Annotated in this window: 16 protein-coding genes and 1 riboswitch; of the genes, 3 read left to right on the top strand and 13 right to left on the bottom strand. The window is 57.7% G+C overall.

All coding sequences use genetic code 11. The annotated features are described in order from the left end of the window. Positions 1–9: 9 nt before the first annotated feature. From ACE3MN_RS13405 to ACE3MN_RS13370, 8 genes are all read right to left on the bottom strand, one after another. Complete coding sequence (locus tag ACE3MN_RS13405; RefSeq protein WP_024358191.1) at positions 10–1,395, bottom strand: diaminobutyrate--2-oxoglutarate transaminase; 1,386 nt, start codon at positions 1,393–1,395, stop codon at positions 10–12. 307 nt (positions 1,396–1,702) lie between these two features. Then, positions 1,703–2,638 (bottom strand): ABC transporter substrate-binding protein, encoded by a 936-nt coding sequence (locus tag ACE3MN_RS13400; protein WP_102649818.1) that lies wholly within the window; start codon positions 2,636–2,638, stop codon positions 1,703–1,705. 24 nt (positions 2,639–2,662) lie between these two features. Beyond that, the gene (locus ACE3MN_RS13395; protein ID WP_049130674.1) at positions 2,663–3,403 is read right to left on the bottom strand and encodes an ABC transporter permease; all 741 of its coding nucleotides are present in this window, start codon (positions 3,401–3,403) and stop codon (positions 2,663–2,665) included. Then, positions 3,400–4,128 carry an ABC transporter ATP-binding protein gene (locus tag ACE3MN_RS13390; protein WP_375364384.1) on the bottom strand — a complete coding sequence of 243 codons (729 nt, stop codon included), beginning with the start codon at positions 4,126–4,128 and terminating at the stop codon, positions 3,400–3,402. Before ACE3MN_RS13390 ends, ACE3MN_RS13395 begins: the two co-directional genes overlap by 4 nt. Continuing rightward, positions 4,125–4,820 carry a TenA family protein gene (locus ACE3MN_RS13385; RefSeq protein ID WP_102649817.1) on the bottom strand — a complete coding sequence of 232 codons (696 nt, stop codon included), beginning with the start codon at positions 4,818–4,820 and terminating at the stop codon, positions 4,125–4,127. Before ACE3MN_RS13385 ends, ACE3MN_RS13390 begins: the two co-directional genes overlap by 4 nt. 69 nt (positions 4,821–4,889) lie before the next feature. Continuing rightward, positions 4,890–4,991: riboswitch (TPP riboswitch) on the bottom strand. Positions 4,992–5,144: 153 nt separating this feature from the next. Next, positions 5,145–6,317, bottom strand: a complete 1,173-nt coding sequence (locus tag ACE3MN_RS13380; RefSeq protein ID WP_102649816.1) for a Gfo/Idh/MocA family protein — start codon at positions 6,315–6,317, stop codon at positions 5,145–5,147. A 14-nt stretch (positions 6,318–6,331) separates the two neighbouring features. Beyond that, positions 6,332–7,258: a sugar phosphate isomerase/epimerase gene (locus ACE3MN_RS13375; RefSeq protein ID WP_102649815.1), complete on the bottom strand. Its 927-nt coding sequence runs from the start codon at positions 7,256–7,258 to the stop codon at positions 6,332–6,334. Positions 7,259–7,442: 184 nt separating this feature from the next. Next, entirely contained in the window at positions 7,443–8,477 is a 1,035-nt protein-coding gene (locus ACE3MN_RS13370) for a LacI family DNA-binding transcriptional regulator (RefSeq protein WP_102649814.1), read from the bottom strand. 168 nt (positions 8,478–8,645) lie between these two features. On the opposite strand from ACE3MN_RS13370, the gene ACE3MN_RS13365 reads away from it, so the two are divergent. Next, positions 8,646–9,788 carry an alpha/beta hydrolase gene (locus ACE3MN_RS13365; protein WP_102649874.1) on the top strand — a complete coding sequence of 381 codons (1,143 nt, stop codon included), beginning with the start codon at positions 8,646–8,648 and terminating at the stop codon, positions 9,786–9,788. Between the two features lie 38 nt (positions 9,789–9,826). Here the strand turns inward: ACE3MN_RS13365 and ykgR are convergent, their stop codons facing one another. Continuing rightward, a complete protein-coding gene (gene ykgR, locus ACE3MN_RS13360; RefSeq protein WP_004137159.1) occupies positions 9,827–9,928 on the bottom strand; it encodes a small membrane protein YkgR in 102 nt (33 codons plus the stop codon). Positions 9,929–10,126: 198 nt separating this feature from the next. On the opposite strand from ykgR, the gene ACE3MN_RS13355 reads away from it, so the two are divergent. Further along, the gene (locus tag ACE3MN_RS13355; RefSeq protein WP_004120488.1) at positions 10,127–10,552 is read left to right on the top strand and encodes a hypothetical protein; all 426 of its coding nucleotides are present in this window, start codon (positions 10,127–10,129) and stop codon (positions 10,550–10,552) included. A gap of 5 nt (positions 10,553–10,557) precedes the next feature. Continuing rightward, entirely contained in the window at positions 10,558–11,118 is a 561-nt protein-coding gene (locus tag ACE3MN_RS13350; RefSeq protein ID WP_004137158.1) for an RNA polymerase sigma factor, read from the top strand. A gap of 17 nt (positions 11,119–11,135) precedes the next feature. Here the strand turns inward: ACE3MN_RS13350 and ACE3MN_RS13345 are convergent, their stop codons facing one another. The 4 genes from ACE3MN_RS13345 to ACE3MN_RS13330 all read right to left on the bottom strand — a co-directional run bounded on the left by ACE3MN_RS13345 (position 11,136) and on the right by ACE3MN_RS13330 (position 15,905). Beyond that, positions 11,136–11,771 carry a TetR/AcrR family transcriptional regulator gene (locus ACE3MN_RS13345; protein WP_049090388.1) on the bottom strand — a complete coding sequence of 212 codons (636 nt, stop codon included), beginning with the start codon at positions 11,769–11,771 and terminating at the stop codon, positions 11,136–11,138. An 11-nt stretch (positions 11,772–11,782) separates the two neighbouring features. Then, entirely contained in the window at positions 11,783–14,890 is a 3,108-nt protein-coding gene (locus tag ACE3MN_RS13340) for a multidrug efflux RND transporter permease subunit (RefSeq protein WP_102649813.1), read from the bottom strand. Positions 14,891–14,906: 16 nt separating this feature from the next. Further along, positions 14,907–15,329, bottom strand: a complete 423-nt coding sequence (locus ACE3MN_RS13335) for a hypothetical protein (protein ID WP_024358179.1) — start codon at positions 15,327–15,329, stop codon at positions 14,907–14,909. 123 nt (positions 15,330–15,452) lie between these two features. Beyond that, a complete protein-coding gene (locus ACE3MN_RS13330) occupies positions 15,453–15,905 on the bottom strand; it encodes an ester cyclase (protein WP_102649812.1) in 453 nt (150 codons plus the stop codon). Positions 15,906–15,920 lie beyond the last annotated feature (15 nt).

The following is a 15,920-nucleotide window of genomic DNA, read 5'->3' as shown; positions in this document are numbered from 1 at the left end:
TTACTCCACTCAGACCGGTTTTACGCCGGCGGCCAGCAGGGCCTGTTCAAATTTGTCGAAGAAAATTTCCAGCTCAGCGTTGCTGATCAGCAGGGACGGCAGCAGGCGCAGCACGCAGCCGTGGCGGCCGCCGCGCTCGAGGATCAGACCCGCTTCGAAGCATTTCTTCTGCAGCAGCGCGGAGAGTTCGCCATCCGCCGGGTAGCAGCCCATGTGGTCCGGCGCTTCGTTCGGTTTAACGATCTCGATGCCGATCATCAGGCCCAGACCGCGAACGTGGCCGATAACCGGATAGCGTTTCTGCATCTCGGCCAGCTTGCCTTTCAGCCATTCGCCCTGAGCGGCGGTTTTATCCGCAATCTTATTATCTTTCAGGTGGCGCAGGGTGGTCAGGCCGGTGGCCATCGCCAGCTGGTTGCCGCGGAAGGTGCCGGTGTGGTGACCCGGTTCCCAGGCGTCGAACTGCTTTTTGATACCGAGAACGGCCAGCGGCAGACCGCCGCCAACGGCTTTCGACATCACGATAATGTCCGGCTCAATGCCAGCGTGTTCAAAGGCGAAGAATTTACCGGTACGGGCAAAGCCAGCCTGAACTTCATCGATGATCAGCAGAATGCCGTGCTCCTGCGTCACTTTACGGATGCGCTGCAGCCATTCGACCGGAGCCGGGTTCACGCCGCCTTCACCCTGAACGGCTTCAAGGATCACCGCCGCCGGTTTACGCACGCCGCTTTCGACGTCGTTGATCAGGTTTTCGAAGTAGTAGGTCAGCGCTTTCACGCCGGCTTCGCCGCCGATACCCAGCGGGCAGCGGTACTGGTGCGGGTAAGGCATAAACTGCACTTCCGGCATCATGCCGTTAACCGCCGCTTTTGGCGACAGGTTGCCGGTGACGGACAGCGCGCCGTGGGTCATGCCGTGGTAACCGCCGGAGAAGCTGATCACGGAAGAGCGACCGGTGTATTTTTTCGCCAGCTTCAGCGCCGCTTCAACGGCATCAGCGCCGGACGGACCGGTGAACTGCAGGCAGTATTCTTTGCCTTCGCCCGGCAGCAGGGAAAGCAGGTATTCAGAGAAGCGATCTTTTAACGGTGTCGTCAGATCGAGAGTATGTAACGGCAAGCCGCTGGTAATGACACTTTGGATGCTCTGCAGCACGTCAGGATGGTTGTGGCCGAGTGCCAGAGTACCGGCGCCGGCAAGGCAGTCCAGATACTGTTTGTTATCCGCATCGGTCAGCCAGACGCCTTCCGCTTTGGTAATCGCAAGGGGCAGCTTGCGCGGGTAGCTCCTGACATTCGATTCGAATTCAGCCTGACGGGCCAAAAAGGTATCGTTGTTTGCATCTAATAAATCTGCGCCTAAAGTATCAATACGGACTTTATCCGTCATCATATCACTCCCACAACCAGCGTTACGGTTGAGCGCTGGTTGAATAAATTGGTGTAAGAAATTGAATCGCCATGCATTAAAGCGGGCACAATATATGGCTTTTTAGATACGCATTCAACGTTTTATTGATTAAGGTATATTTACGTTATTTTTACACTGGCGAAAATCAACCTAATTGATTGATTTAAAATGAATATTTTAAGGGGTGAAAGACCTTTAAAATTGTAATTATTAGTGAGGAAGTTTCTCGATTTTTATTAACGTTACGCGGATATTGCTGGCGAAAAGTTTCCGCCAGCAATGGCATGACTCAATGCAGCTCAACCGCATAATTCGTTAAAGGTGTGACTTTTTTCACCAACTTATTGTTATATAAAAACTGTTCATAAGCTTCATAGCGAGGTTTATCCAGCGCCGCCGGATCGCTGGCAAACAGAGGAAGGGTTTTCAGCCATGCCTGCTTGTTCAGTTCGGTATTGAGCTCGGGATGCGCGGCGGCAAACGCCTGCCAGGTCTCCTGAGGATGGGCGCGCAGGTAAGCGACGCCTTTTTGCAGCGCCTTGAGGAACGCCTTAATCTTCGCCGCGTTTGCTTCATCACGATTCGCGACAATCACCAGCTCGTCGTAGGCCGGTACGCCGTAATCCTCGACGTTCATCACCTGCGGATCTTTCCCCTGTAGCTTCAGCTCCAGCGCTTCGATATTACGATAGCCGCCGATGACCGCATCGACCTGGCCGGCCAGCAGGGCGCTGGTCAGCTGGAAGTTCACGTTGATGAGCTTGATGCTTTTGGGGTCGATGTGCGCGTGCTGCGCCATGGTGGCCAGCGTCGCCTGTTCGATACCGCTCACCGAGTAACCCACTTTTTTGCCTTGCAGATCGGCGGGGGATTTGATGCTTTTATCCAGCGCGATCACCGTGTTCAGCGGTGAATTAATCAGGGTGCCGACGCGGACCAGCGGCAGCCCTTCATCAGCAAAAAAATGGACCTGCGGCTGGTAGGTAATCGCCAGGTCCGCCTGGCGGGCGGCGACTAAGCGCGGCGGCAGCGCCGGGTCGGACGGCGGCACGATTTTGACGTCCAGGCCCGCCTCTTTAAAGGCGCCGATCTGTTCGGCCACCACGATCGGCGCATGATCGGGGTTGATATACCAGTCCAGCACCAGGGTGAGTTTCTCGTTGGCCAGCGCCTGACCGCTGAACAGCACGCCAAGGGCCATTCCGCTATAAAGATGTTTACGCATGGTTATTCCTTCTGTTTAAAATCGTTATTCCGGCGTCCAGTCGATCAGCCGGTGTAAAAAAGCATCCACCGCCAGCCAGAGCAGGACGGTCAGCACCACCAAAATAAACAGGGCCGCGAAGCAGATATCGGTTTGCAGGCGGGCGTTGGCGTTAAGCATCACGTAGCCCAGGCCTTCGGCTGAACCGACCCATTCGCCGATAATCGCCCCGATGGGGGCAACGGCGGCGGCCATCCGCAGGCCGGAACCAAGGGCCGGAAGGGCGGCCATCATGCGAACGTGGCGCAGCTGTGCGCCAAAAGAGGCCCCCATGGTGCGCGCCAGATCGAGATAGTCGCGGTTAACCCGGCGCAGGCCGTCAAAAAACGCCGAGGAGACGGGAAAGAAAATCACCAGCACCGCCATCATCACCTTGGCGCCCATGCCAAAACCGAACCACAGCACCAGCAGCGGGGCGAGGGCAAAGACCGGGATCGCCTGGCTGGTCAGCACCAGCGGCATCAGCCAGCGCTGAAGGCGCGGCGAGACAATCATGCACAGCGCCAGCGTCACGCCGAGTAGGGCGCCAAGCACGAGGCCGCTGAGGATCTCGCTCAACGTGATCAGCGTGTGTTCGCCGAGGTACGAGCGGTTGACCCACAGAGCGCTTGCCACCGCCGAGGGTGAAGGCAGCAGAAAGGCGGGAATGCCGCTGCGGCTCGCCAGCCACCAGAGCAGCAGCAGGCCGCAGAACACCACGGCGGCGCGAAACAGTTTTGCGCTCATCCGTTAGCCCTTATCAGCTGTTGCAGCAGCTCCGCCTGGCTGGCCAACAGCTCCGGATCGTCCGGCGCGCGCGGCGGCATGCCGGACAGGCGATGCGCGTCGTCAATCCCGCCGGGAGCGGGGGAAAGGACCAGCAGACGATGGCTCAGGCGGCAGGCTTCCATCGGGTCGTGGGTAATCAGCACGACGGTGCGGTTCACCAGGAGTTCCGCGGCCAGGGTCTGAATGCGCGTCCGGGTCAGGGTATCGAGCGCGGAAAAAGGTTCGTCCATCAGCACAATGGGGCGGTCTTCATAGAGCGTGCGCGCCAGCGCCGCACGCTGGCGCATGCCGCCTGAGAGGGCGGCCGGGCGGTCGCCGGCGCAGTGTTCAAGACCAACCTGCTGTAACAGCGCGGCAACCCGCCGATGGTCTACGCGCTCTCCGCGCAGACGCGCGCCAAGCGAGACGTTGTCGCGCACGCTTAACCATGGATAAAGCAGATCTTTTTGTCCCATCCACGCCAGCCGTTTATCTATTGGCTGCCCGTCGCTGGCGCGAACGTCACCGGCGGTAGCTTTTGCCAGCCCGGCGATAATGCGCAACAGGCTGGTCTTTCCAGCGCCGCTGGCACCCAGCAGCGAAACCCACTGGCCGCCGGGGATAGCGAACGTCAGATTGTCGAATATCCGCCGCGCGCCAAAGCGCAGGCTCAGACCGCGCACCTGGATACCGGGCGCCGTCACGCCGGGCGCTCCGCGACGGCGTTGAGGCCCATCTGCCAGAAGTTAGCCTCCAGACGCGTTGCGGTGGTGAAAATAGCGCTGAGTTCGGCGAAACGCGCCTCGCCGCCGCGCTGCTGCCAGAGGGTTTCCAGCAGACCGATGGCGTTATTGACGCCGTTCAGGTAACCCTCATCGCCGTAGTTGCGGATCCAGGAGGCATAAGGATTGGCGGTCAGCCGGGTCGCCGGATCGTGCAGCAGGCCGAGGCCGATTTCCGCGTAGCCGGCAACGCAGGGCATCAACGCCGCCAGCAGATCCAGGGCGTCGCCGGAGTGGCCGATGTCCAGCACGTAGCGGGTATAGTTAACGGTTTCCACGGCTTCCGCATCGGCGGCCATCGTCGCTTCATCCAGTCCCCATTCCCTGCAGTAGCCGACGTGCAGCGGCAGCTCGTCAATAATGGCGTTCATCGACGCGGCGGCGACGCGCATTTCCGCCAGGGTACGCAGCTTGCTGACCAGCAGCGCGTAGCTGCGGGCGAAATGGATCAGAAACAGGTAATCCTGCGTCAGATAGCGGCGGAAGGCGGATTCGGGCAGGGTGCCATCGGCGAGCTGGCGCAGGAAGGGGTGGGCGACGTAGTGCTGCCAGTCGGCGCCGGCCTGCTGACGCAGGCGGCCATAAATACCCTGGGTAAACGCGGGAAGAATCACAGGACCTCCTGAAACAAGGGAGATCCGGGCGTGCTGAATGAAGTGTGAACAGGCAATGGCGCAAAACTGGCGGAAATGCCGACCCGTCCCTTCGCTGGCATGACCCAGATCAGGTTCAAAGGGTTCGGCTTACGCCATCTCAGCCCTCACGGGACACCCCTCGGTTTGGCCCCTGTTATACGACATTCCCTTTTTGATTACAATGCTGTGAATTTGCCGGGGATAGGTGACGTTGTCACTTTTAAATATCTCAAGAAATGGCTATTGCGCATCGTTTGCGCCCGGTGGCGGCTGACGCCTTACCGGGCGCGTATTATCAGAGGATCAGTGAAACGCTACCCAACTGGCCCCGTTGTCTGCTGAACGTACGCAGCTCTCTACCCAATGCACGCCGAGCGCCCCGGCTTTGGCATCCGGATACCAGAAGTTTTCCAGCAAGGCCGAATCGCGACGGTCGGTTGCATCCATGGCAATGGCAAAGCGGCGATACAGATTCGACCAGGCCTCAAACAGCCCTTCGGGATGGCCGCCGCCAATCCGGTCGTCCTGCAGGGCCAGCGGGTCAAGATAGGGCATACCGCGTTCGAGGATGCGCACCGGCTCGCCCTGAATTTCGTAGCGCAGCTGGTTCGGCTGTTCATCCCACCACTCCAGGCTAGCTTTCTCCCCGACGATGCGGACTTTCTGTCCGTGCATTGAGCCGCTGTTGACCGCCGAGCACCACATCGACCCTACGGCGCCGTTGTCGTACTCCATCAGCACATGCGCGTTATCCTCCAGCGGTGCGCGGCTTTTGACAAAACTCTGGCGGGAGCACATCAGGCGAGTGATATTAAGCTTCGGCGCCATGGTCTCCGCCAGGAACAGCGGGTGGGTGGCCAGATCGCCTAGCACGTAGCTGGGACCAACAAATTTCGGGTCCACCCGCCAGCGGGTGCTGGGGTTATCCTGCTCTACCGGCTGGTTATGGAAACCGTGGGCGAACTGCATATTGATGATGCGGATCTCGCCCAGCAGCCCCTGTTCAATCATCTGCCGAGCCTGCAGAATCAACTGATGCCCGGCGTATCCGTAGGTGACGCCGATGATTTTGCGCTGTTTTTCGCTCAGGGCCACCAGCGTATCGGCCTCTTCGCCGGTAAAACAGAGCGGTTTTTCGCAGACCACATGCAGTCCGGCCTCAAGCGCCGCGCGACAAATGGCGTAGTGGGTGTTATTCGGCGTGGCGATAGAAACCGCTTCAATGCCGTCTTCCCGCGCCGCTTCTTCGCGAAACAAGGTTTCGTAGTCGGGGTAACAGCGCCCGACGTCCACGCCCAGCTGCTGGCCAAACTCGCGCCCGCGCTCTGCATCAATATCAAAAGCCCCGGCCAGCAGGGTAAACGATCCGTCGCGCAGCGCCGCGGAGCGGTGAATATAGCCAATCTGGCTGCTTCCGCCGCCGCCCACCATGCCCCAGTGTAAGGAGCGGCCTACAGGTTTAATACCGTTAATCATCTGTTTTCTCCCGATTAAAACCCAACGGATCGCAGGTAGCGCAGGCTTTCCGTGACCGCCTGCAGGCTGCCCTCGACGTTGCGCGGATCGCGCTCTTGCTCAATGGTGATCCAGCCCTGATAGCCGCGCTTGTCGAGAAAGGCGCGCACCGCCGGATAGTCAATGGCGCCGCTGCCAAGCGGGCACATCACCCCCTCCGCACAGGCCGAGAAGAAGTCGATGCCGCGGGAAATCACGCTAGCGAACACCTGCGGGTCAACATCTTTAAAATGCAGGTAATCAAGGCGGTCAAAATGGCGATCCAGCCAGCTGATGGGGTCCATGCCCGACGAATAGTAGAGGTGGCCAGTGTCGAGACACAAACCGGCCACCTCATGGGGAATCTGCGTCGCCAGCAGGTCGATTTCATCGGCAAACTCGATGCAGCCGCCGGCGTGAGGATGGATAACCGGACGCACGCCGTACTCCTGCCACGCCAGTTTGCTGATAGTGATAATGTGGTCGATCATCCGCTGCCAGTCGGCGGGTGACAGACGGGGGGCCAGCTCGCCGCGTCCGGCATATTTCGCCCGCTGCGGATTGCCGAAATCAATAATGACCAGATAAGGCGGCTGGAAGGGGTTACCCGGCGTCTTTTCCGCGGCCGGTACCTGCGACAGATTGCGGCAGAGGTTATGCGTCAGTTCGACAATATTCGCGAAGTTCTCTTCGCTGACCAGATCGTCGAAGATCGTTCCGGCAACCAGCGACAGCCCCTGTTTATTCAGCGCGGCGCTAAGTTCATCGGCCCGGGTCGGCAGATAGCTCCACGGGCCCAGTTCAATGCTTTTATAACCGGCCGTCGCCGCTTCTTCCAGCACCTTGGGCCACGGCGGCAGGTAAGGGTTTTTGGGATCATCGACGCCCCAGCTGCACGGCGCGTTGGCAATATGTATGGTCATGATGGCTTCCTTTTCAGATGAGGAGAAAACATGACCAGTATTGAATGAAAATTTCATATTCAACAATGATGAAACTTAAATTCTTTGATGGGATTCAAGATTTATTTTGATAGCGTAAATGATAGATTTTTATCAAATATAGCGCTGAAGCGGAGCGCGGCGGCTTTATCCGCGCCTGCGTCAATCAGAGGTTTTCTTTGGTGAGGAGGTCAAACGGCTGCAGAGCGTTGATAAACGTCGCCCGCGGCTGGCTGACTGCCTGGATAAAGGCGTTAATTGTCGCCGCAGCGAACTCGCTAAGCCGGTGCGCAAGCATAAGATCGACGGTGCCGTCGATTAACGCCAGCTCGCCGTTGTCTACCGGGCCATGGCAAATCAGGGTGACCTGGTGCTGGCGTTGACGCGCGCGCAGGGCGTCGACAATACCTTCCACGCCGCCGCAGGGCGCGTAAATGGCCTTCAGATCCGGGTACTGTTGCAGCATCTCTTCCGTCACCTGGCACGCGACATCGGCACGTTCGTGGCTGCGCACCGGTTCAAGCACACGATCGCCTTTGCCCTGTTCGCGCAGGTAGGAGCGGAAACTTATCTCGCAGCTTTCCTGACAAATAAACCGATTATCGCCGACGATAATCCCAATTTCGCCGTCGCCGTGACAGAGCCTGTCCACCGCCCAGCCGGCGGTGCGGCCCGCTTTCTGGTTATCCAGCCCGATATAGCCGGTACGCTGGGGAATGCTCATATCGGAGAGCAGGGTGAAGACGTGCACCCCTTTATCAATCGCCTGAATGAGGGCATGGCGGATAAGCGGATTATCCAGCGCCACAATGCCGATAACATCCACTTCAGCGCTCAGGCGGCCGATCGCGGCGGCCATATCGTCGATGGCGTTAATATCATAATGCAGAAAAACGGGGGCCTGCGTCGGGCTATGCCACGCGAGTGCCGCCTGTTCAAGCGCCTGCGCCAGCTGTTGATAAAACGAGTGTGACGGCTGCAGCAGGATAAACCCCATTCTGAGGGCTATCGCCGACTGGCCGGCAGCCAGCCGATAGTGGGATTGCTCAAGCGCGAAGCCTAATCGCCGCGCGGACTCGAGTACTTTACGTTCGGTGCTCTCTTTGACGGCGGCCCGTTTATTGAGCACTCTGTCTACCGTCGCAATACCCACTCCGGCGTCTCTGGCTATGTCGGTCATGGTCACTTTTTTCGCTGACATCGGTCTCTTCCTTTGAGGTTATTGATAAAAATCTATCATTATTTGCGCGGGCAAAAAGCGAAGCCACTCAGGGTTTATAAAAAAATGGCGAAGCGTCTGCTTCATTGAGCTGATATTCAGGCGGCGGGGACTACACTAAGTGCATCACTAATAATGGAACAGGATGCCATGACCTATTCACTCTCGAGAAAATTCCTCGCCGCCACCTCTGTGCTGCTGCTGCTTTCAATGAGCGCGGTACCGGCTAGCGCCGCTGGCGACAGCACCGATGCCGTCTCTCCGCTCAACGCCGCGAATGGCTTAAGCGAAGCGGCAAAGCAGTACCTCCTGCATTATCCCTCCCGCAGCGGCGTTGACGGTAAAACCGCCCGCGAAGATACCGCCGCGGTATTTATTCCCTTTGGCGCGACGCCGGAAGGGGGGTGGCCTGTGGTGGTCTGGGCTCACGGTACCGTGGGCGTGGCGAACCACTGCGCGCCGTCGTTAAACCCGCGCAGCGATCGCGATAAGCAGTATCTGAATACCTGGCTGTCGCTGGGCTACGCGGTGGTCGCGCCGGATTATGCCGGGCTGGGCTCTGCTGGCCTGCACCATTATCTTAACGCCCGCGGCGAAGCGTGGAGCGTTCTTGATGGCGTTCGCGCCGCCCTGAAGCAGTTTCCGCTTAAGAATGAGCTTATTCTGGTAGGGCAGTCGCAGGGTGCGCACGCCGCGTTCGCCAGCGCGGGATATCAGCCGGAATATGCGCCGGAGCTGAACGTTCGCGCGACGGTGCTGACCGGTACGCCTTATTTTGAGAAAGGAACCACCGCCGCCGATGTGCTTCCACCGGCAGCCGGCAAAGCGCCGACCGGAGGCGACCCGAAAATACCCTATATTTTCTATATTTATCTGTCTGCCGCCGACAGCAACCCGCAGCTTAATCCGGCTGATTATTTCCAGGATAACGCGCTGCCGCTGCTGAAAGAGGCGAGCAATTTATGCATTACGCCGTTAAACGATGAGGTCATGAAGGCCGGTCTTAATGCCGCTAACTCACTTAAGCCGGGAATAGACTCCCTGTTAAACGCCAGCGTGGGCAGCATGCTTTATCCGACCCTGAAAATCGATCACCCGGTGTTTATCGGTATTGGCGGCGCGGATATCAACGTGCCGACGGCAATGCAAAAACGCTTTGCCGATGCGGTAAAAAGCGCGGGAACCCGGGCGGAGGTTCATATTTATGCCGGCCTGGATCATAGCGGTACGGTTAACCCGTCTTTACGCGACTCGGTGCCGTTTCTGATTAAGACGCTGAACGATAAGCGATAGTGCCGGCAGGCCGCCCTGAGCGATGGGGCGTACTTCGATTACCAGTATTTAGGGATCAGATAGCCATACATCACGACCGCGACAACAATCATCAACGTAATAATCGCCCAGTCCGCTTTTAGTGATTTTACTGCGTTCATAAGTTCCTCTTTTTTCAATGAATCATCGGGGAACCTTACCGCCGCCGCGCGCGATAGAAGGTGATGAAGATCACACATTAAAATTTGTCATACAAATAAAGTGTGTCGATTTTTAAATTTTCTCAGCAATATTTTGTCCGCTCATTCGTCTACCTCTGCACAGGCTAATATTCACGAGCATTATGAGGTAAACAGAAGATGAGAGATTTCGATATGCACGGTCAGCATCACCATCAGCGCTTTGGTCGTCACAGAATGGCAAAACCGCTTATTATCGGCGTGGCGTTAATCGCCGTGCTTGGGCTGGTGGTGATGTCGCTGTGGAATGCGCTGCTGCCGGCAATTCTTGGCGTGAAGAGCATCGGTTTCTGGCAGGCGTTAGGGATTCTGGCGCTGTCGCGGATCCTGTTCGGCGGCCTCGGTTTTCGGCCGGGCATGTTTGGCATGGGGCACGCCCGGCGGCGGATGCATGAACGCTGGATGAACATGAGCCCCGAGCAGCGCGAGGAGTTTGCTCAGCGCTTCGGCCGCCGCGGGCATCACGGCCCCTGCGGCTGGCGTGACCGCCGAGGCGAGCATGGGCCGCAGCAGGAGAGTCCAGCTAAAAACGCGGATCCCGAGTGAACACAATGAAAAACGGCACCGTGGCGGAGTCACGGCTTGTTTCCGCCCTCAACGCCTGCCGGTCGCGGCTGAAGGCTTTTATCCGCGGACGGACCCCGCTGCGCGATGAGGCGGACGATATCCTGCAGGAAGTGACGTATCAGCTCATTCGCGTCGAGCAGCCGGTGGAGAATATCGCCGCCTGGCTGTTTCGGGCGGCGCGTAACGAAATGACCGACAGGGCGAGGAAAAAACGCGAGCTGCCGCTGGCGGGCGGCTTCAGCGAGGAGGAGGAGGGCGATTTTCCTGAGGACGAGCTGGCCGAGACGCTGTTTGGCGTGCCGCAAACGCCGGAGGATGAGTATCTGAAAGCGCTGCTCTGGGAGGAGCTAAACCAGGCGCTTTCGGAGCTGCCGCCCGCCCAGCGTGAGGCATTTGAGAAAACCGAACTGCAGGGCTATAGCTACCGGGAGCTGGCCGAAGAGTCCGGCGTCAGCGAGCAGGCGCTGCTCTCGCGTAAGCATAAAGCCGTTCTCTACCTTCGCACCCGCCTGCGTAGCCTGTACGATGAGCTCCTCGCCGGTTAGGCGTATTCCGGCCCCGTTCACAGGGCGCCGGATGATGATGGCTTATAGCCCCAGGCCGTGAGGAACACGCTAATCGCGCATTCGGCGAGCGGCTCCAGCGTTTCTGCCGTTAGCGCATTTTGCGCAATTAAGGCTCCCGGCAGCGGATAGCCCATAATCGCGCCGAGAAACGCCGTCGCCTGGAGCTGCGGGTCGCTGAGGGTCAGCTGGCCCTGATCTCGTTTCTTCGCGAGGATATCGCTGAGCGCCTGCAACACGCGTCCCGAGGGGCGCTGCTCTAGCGTGACGTACAGCTCCGGTTTTTGCACCAGCACCTGGATGAGCAGGCGTTGAAAGTGGATGTTTTCCGGTGCATAAAAATGGTGCTGGACAACCCTGGCGAATCCCCGCAGCAGCGCCGGCAGATCCTGCTGGCTGTCCTGTAGAAGCTGTTGCAGGGGCGGCTGCATAGCGTCGTTGAGAAAGGCGAACGTCTCCAGCAGCAGCGCGTCTTTTCCGCCGGGGAAATGGCTGTACAGCGTCGGGCGCGTGGTTCCCGCTTCGGCGGCGATGGTATCCAGAGACACATCAAGCCCGTGCTGCAGAAACAGCGCCCGGGCGGTTTGTAAAATGCGTGGGCGGGCTTTCATCGGCCGCCCGCGTTGATTTCCCATCAGTTGAGTCCTTACGGTTTGCGTCTTTTTAGCCGCATCATTCCTTGCTGCACCAGCAGGAAAAATAATGGCGCGAAAAACAAGGTCAGCAGCGTCCCGGTGAGCATGCCGCCGATGACCGCGGTGCCTATCTCTCGTTGGCTGGAAGCCCCCGCGCCGGTAGAGAGTACCAGAGGGATTACGCCAACAACAAATGCGAGTGAGGTCATCACGATGGGGCGCAAGCGCAGGCGCGCGCCTTCGAGGGTGGCTTCCGACAGGTTTTTCCCTTGCTGGAACTGCGCCAGGGCGAATTCAACGATCAGAATCGCGTTTTTGGACGAGAGGCCCATTGTCGTCAACATCCCCACCTGGAAGTAGATATCGTTTTCATAACCGGCGAGCAACGAAGCGCTGATGGCGCCAATAATGCCCAACGGGATAATCAGCATTACGGCAATGGGAACCGACCAGCTCTCATATAAGGCGGCCAGGCATAAAAACATAAAGGCCAGCGACGCCAGGTAGACCCACAGCGTTTGCACCGAAGATGACTGCTCCTGCCAGGACAAACCGCTCCATTGCAGATCAAACCCGTTCATCAAGCTGACCAGGTCGGACATCTCCGCCATCGCGGCGCCGGAACTGACGCCCGGCGCCGCGCCTCCCTGAAACTGCACGGCCGACAGACCGTTAAACCGCTGAAGCATCTGCGGTCCGGTGGTCCAGCGCAGGGATGAGAAGCTGTCGAAGGAGGCCATGTTGTTGCTGTCGCCGCGCACAAACCAGGCGGATAAATTTTCCGGCGTCGAACGCCAGGCCGCATCTCCTTGCATATACACGCGTTTAACCCGCCCACGGTCGATAAAGTCGTTAACATATACGCCCCCCCAGGCCGCTGAGAGCGTATTGTTGATATCAGCCTGATCCAGGCCCTGAGCCTGCGCTTTTTGTCTGTCGACGTTGACCTGCAGCTGCGCTTTTTCTTCCAGACTATTAATTCGTACCGCGTCCAGAGCGGGATTTTCTCTGGCGGCATTGAGCAGGGTGGTTTGCGCCTGCATAAGCGCAGCGCTGCCATTTTCCGCGCTGTCCTGCAGCCATAGCTCAAAGCCGCTGGATTGCCCAAGCCCGCGCACGGTCGGGGGCGACATCACGCTGATGTTGGCCTGCCGGGCGTTTTTATTAAAGTACTGGTTCGCGCGGGAAATAATGGCCTGGGCGCTGTTTTTCTCACCAGGACGCAGGTCCCAGTGCTTTAACTCAGCGAATGCCATGCCGACGTTCTGCCCACTGCCGGCATTGTTTCTCCCGGTGACCATAAAGATAACGTTGAGGTTATCTTCCTCCTCGGTCATAAAATAGCGGGCAATATCAGCGCCAACCTCCTCGGTCATTGACATCGGCGAGCCAGACGGCAGCGTGTATTGAACCATGACCGCGCCCTGATCCTCCTCGGGCAGAAATCCGCTAGCGAGCTTCTGATATTGCCAGAGCATCAAAAAGGTCAGGATCAGGGCCAGGCAGACAAAACGAAACGGACGGGCGGTTATTCGTTGGAGCGTGGCCAGGTAGCGGTTCTGACTTATCGTCACGCCGCGATTGAAAAGGGTGAAAAAACGCCCTTTTTTCATGTGTCCTGGCTTGAGCAGGTGGGCGCATAGCGTTGGCGTCAGCGTCAGAGCGACCAGCGCGGACAGCGCCATGGCTGAGACAATAGTCACGGTAAACTGGCGATAGATAATCCCGACCGAGCCGCCAAAGAGCGCCATCGGAATAAAAACGGCGGAGAGAACCAACGCAATACCGATTAGTGCCCCGGTTATCTCATTCATCGAGCGCAGCGTGGCCTCCAGCGGGGTGAGGTCTTCCTCTGCCATCAAACGCTCAACGTTTTCCACTACCACGATAGCGTCATCAACCAGCAGGCCGATTGCCAGCACCATCGCAAACAGGGTGAGCGTATTAATGCTGTAACCGAGCAGGCTGAGAATACCGAAAGTACCCAGCAGAACTACCGGAACCGTAAGGGTCGGGATCAGCGTCGCCCGCCAGCTCTGCAGAAAAAGATACATGACGGCCACGACAAAGAGGATCGCTTCAATCAGCGTATGCACCACGCTTTCGATCGATACCGTCACAAACGGTGTGCTGTCGCGCGGATAGGCGGCGACCACGCCTTGCGGAAAGCGGGAAGAGAGGCGTTCGACTTCGGCCCGAACTTTTTCCGCCGTTTCCAGCGCGTTGGCTCCCGAGGCCAGTTGAATCGAGATCCCGGCGGAGGGGTAACCATTGAGCGTAGTTTGGTTTTGATAGTTTTCCGCGCCGATCTCCACGCGGGCCACATCGCGCAGGTACACCACCGAGCCGTCGCTATTCGTGCGCAGAATAATATTCTCAAATTGCTCAGGACGTTCAAGCCGAGACTGCGTCGCCACCGTGGCGTTCAGATACTGTCCCTCAAGCGTCGGCAGCGAGCCAATTTCACCGCTGGTAACCTGCGAACTCTGCGCTTCAATGGCGGCCTGCACGTCCGAGGGCATCAAACCGTAGCTGGTCAGCTGGAGCGGATTAAGCCAGATGCGCATGGCGTACTGCGCGCCAAAAACGGTGGTTTCACCCACGCCTTCAACCCGGCTCAATGGCTCCTGCAGGGAACTGACGAGGAAATCGCTGATATCAAGGCTGGTTAATTGCTCGCTTTTGTCATACAGGGCAACCACCATCAGGCTGTCGCCCTGGGATTTGGTAACGGTAATGCCTTGCTGCTGTACCTCCTGCGGTAAGCGGGTAATCGCCTGGTTTACCGCATTTTGTACCTGTACCTGCGCCATATCAGGGTTTACGCCCTGATCGAAGCTAAGGCTAATCCGCGCCTGCCCAGCCGAACTGCTGCTTGAGGATAAATAGATCAGCCCATCGATGCCTTTAATCTGCTGCTCCAGCACCTGGGTAACGCTATCCTCGACGGTTTCCGCTGAAGCGCCGGTATAGTTCGCCGTGACGTTGACGGCAGGAGGGGCGATATCCGGATACTGTTCTACCGGCAGCGTCAGCAGGGCAAGGGCGCCGGCCGCCATAATGCAGATGGCGATGACGGCGGCAAAAACGGGGCGAAAGACAAAAAAGCGGGCCAGCATTGTTACGCACCTCAGGTCAGTTAATGGCGTCTTGCAGGGTAAACACCGCAGGCGGCGCGCTTATCGCATCATCGGGCGGAAGCGGGGTAAAGGGCAGCCCATGGAATGCCTCATCGTGAACTTTGCTCATCAAGAAGGCGCCGATCTCAGAACATGACGTCGCACGCTGGTATTCACTCCACAGATAGTCGTAGGTTTGAATGCTGAAAATATTCTGCTGAAGTAAAAAGTGCAGATAGCGCTGCCGCTGTTCCACGCGCTGGCTAATGAGCAGGGCGCGACAGCGCCAGGCCTCGGCGGGTTCTTGTAGGTGGGAGCAGGCGTCATAGAGCGAGGCGCCCTGCGCGGGTAGGCTGGGTAAAGCGGCGTTCACCGCGCCGGGGAAAATGGCTAATGCAATGAAATAAAAAAGCTTTCCCCATTTTCTTTCGTTGAACATCAGTCTGATCTCGTTTGTTTATTTACTTTACAGTAAAGTAAATAAAATGTTTAAACAAGCGATAGTCTGTACGAATGAAAAAAGGGAAAGCGAGAGTGTTAGCAGAAGGCTCCTGGCCGGGTTTTAGAACATGCTGTTGCCGCTGGCGGTTTTTTGCGGAACGTTCTGGGTAACGTCCCAGTGCTCAATGATTTTATGCTGCTTGTCGAGGCGGAAGATATCAATAATCGCCCGCGTCACGCCCGGCTCGCGACCGGTGACCTCAACGTGCAGGATCACATGATCGCCATCAACAAACGCCTGCTTAATTTCACTGTGGGAGTCGGGATATTTGTTCTTCAGGAAGGCGATAAACTGCTGAAAGCCTTCCACGCCGTCTTTCGCCATCGGGTTATGCTGTATGTAGCGGTCTCCGAGATAGGGTCTGGCGGCGGCAAAGTCTTTGTCATTTAACGCTTTATTATAAAAATCAATGACATTCTTTTTATTCAGCTGTTCATTTTCACTGTTGCCCGCAAAAACGGCGGGCGTCAGAGCGCAGAACAAGGAAAAGGCGACAATCGATTTTTTCAACATAACATTCTCCGGTTG

Source organism: Klebsiella grimontii (genome assembly GCF_042137965.1).
GTDB classification, from domain to species: domain Bacteria; phylum Pseudomonadota; class Gammaproteobacteria; order Enterobacterales; family Enterobacteriaceae; genus Klebsiella; species Klebsiella grimontii.
Note: the sequence above shows the minus strand (reverse complement) of the source record. Positions and strands in the feature narration are given on the sequence as shown.

What these genes read in the sequence shown, in the direction of transcription:
- ACE3MN_RS13405 (WP_024358191.1), bottom strand. Translation starts at nt 1,395, where the DNA reads ATGATGACGGATAAAGTCCGTATTGATACTTTAGGCGCAGATTTATTA.
- ACE3MN_RS13400 (WP_102649818.1), bottom strand. Translation starts at nt 2,638, where the DNA reads ATGCGTAAACATCTTTATAGCGGAATGGCCCTTGGCGTGCTGTTCAGC.
- ACE3MN_RS13395 (WP_049130674.1), bottom strand. Translation starts at nt 3,403, where the DNA reads ATGAGCGCAAAACTGTTTCGCGCCGCCGTGGTGTTCTGCGGCCTGCTG.
- ACE3MN_RS13380 (WP_102649816.1), bottom strand. Translation starts at nt 6,317, where the DNA reads ATGATTAACGGTATTAAACCTGTAGGCCGCTCCTTACACTGGGGCATG.
- ACE3MN_RS13375 (WP_102649815.1), bottom strand. Translation starts at nt 7,258, where the DNA reads ATGACCATACATATTGCCAACGCGCCGTGCAGCTGGGGCGTCGATGAT.
- ACE3MN_RS13370 (WP_102649814.1), bottom strand. Translation starts at nt 8,477, where the DNA reads ATGTCAGCGAAAAAAGTGACCATGACCGACATAGCCAGAGACGCCGGA.
- ACE3MN_RS13365 (WP_102649874.1), top strand. Translation starts at nt 8,646, where the DNA reads ATGACCTATTCACTCTCGAGAAAATTCCTCGCCGCCACCTCTGTGCTG.
- ykgR (WP_004137159.1), bottom strand. Translation starts at nt 9,928, where the DNA reads ATGAACGCAGTAAAATCACTAAAAGCGGACTGGGCGATTATTACGTTG.
- ACE3MN_RS13355 (WP_004120488.1), top strand. Translation starts at nt 10,127, where the DNA reads ATGAGAGATTTCGATATGCACGGTCAGCATCACCATCAGCGCTTTGGT.
- ACE3MN_RS13350 (WP_004137158.1), top strand. Translation starts at nt 10,558, where the DNA reads ATGAAAAACGGCACCGTGGCGGAGTCACGGCTTGTTTCCGCCCTCAAC.
- ACE3MN_RS13345 (WP_049090388.1), bottom strand. Translation starts at nt 11,771, where the DNA reads ATGGGAAATCAACGCGGGCGGCCGATGAAAGCCCGCCCACGCATTTTA.
- ACE3MN_RS13340 (WP_102649813.1), bottom strand. Translation starts at nt 14,890, where the DNA reads ATGCTGGCCCGCTTTTTTGTCTTTCGCCCCGTTTTTGCCGCCGTCATC.
- ACE3MN_RS13335 (WP_024358179.1), bottom strand. Translation starts at nt 15,329, where the DNA reads ATGTTCAACGAAAGAAAATGGGGAAAGCTTTTTTATTTCATTGCATTA.
- ACE3MN_RS13330 (WP_102649812.1), bottom strand. Translation starts at nt 15,905, where the DNA reads ATGTTGAAAAAATCGATTGTCGCCTTTTCCTTGTTCTGCGCTCTGACG.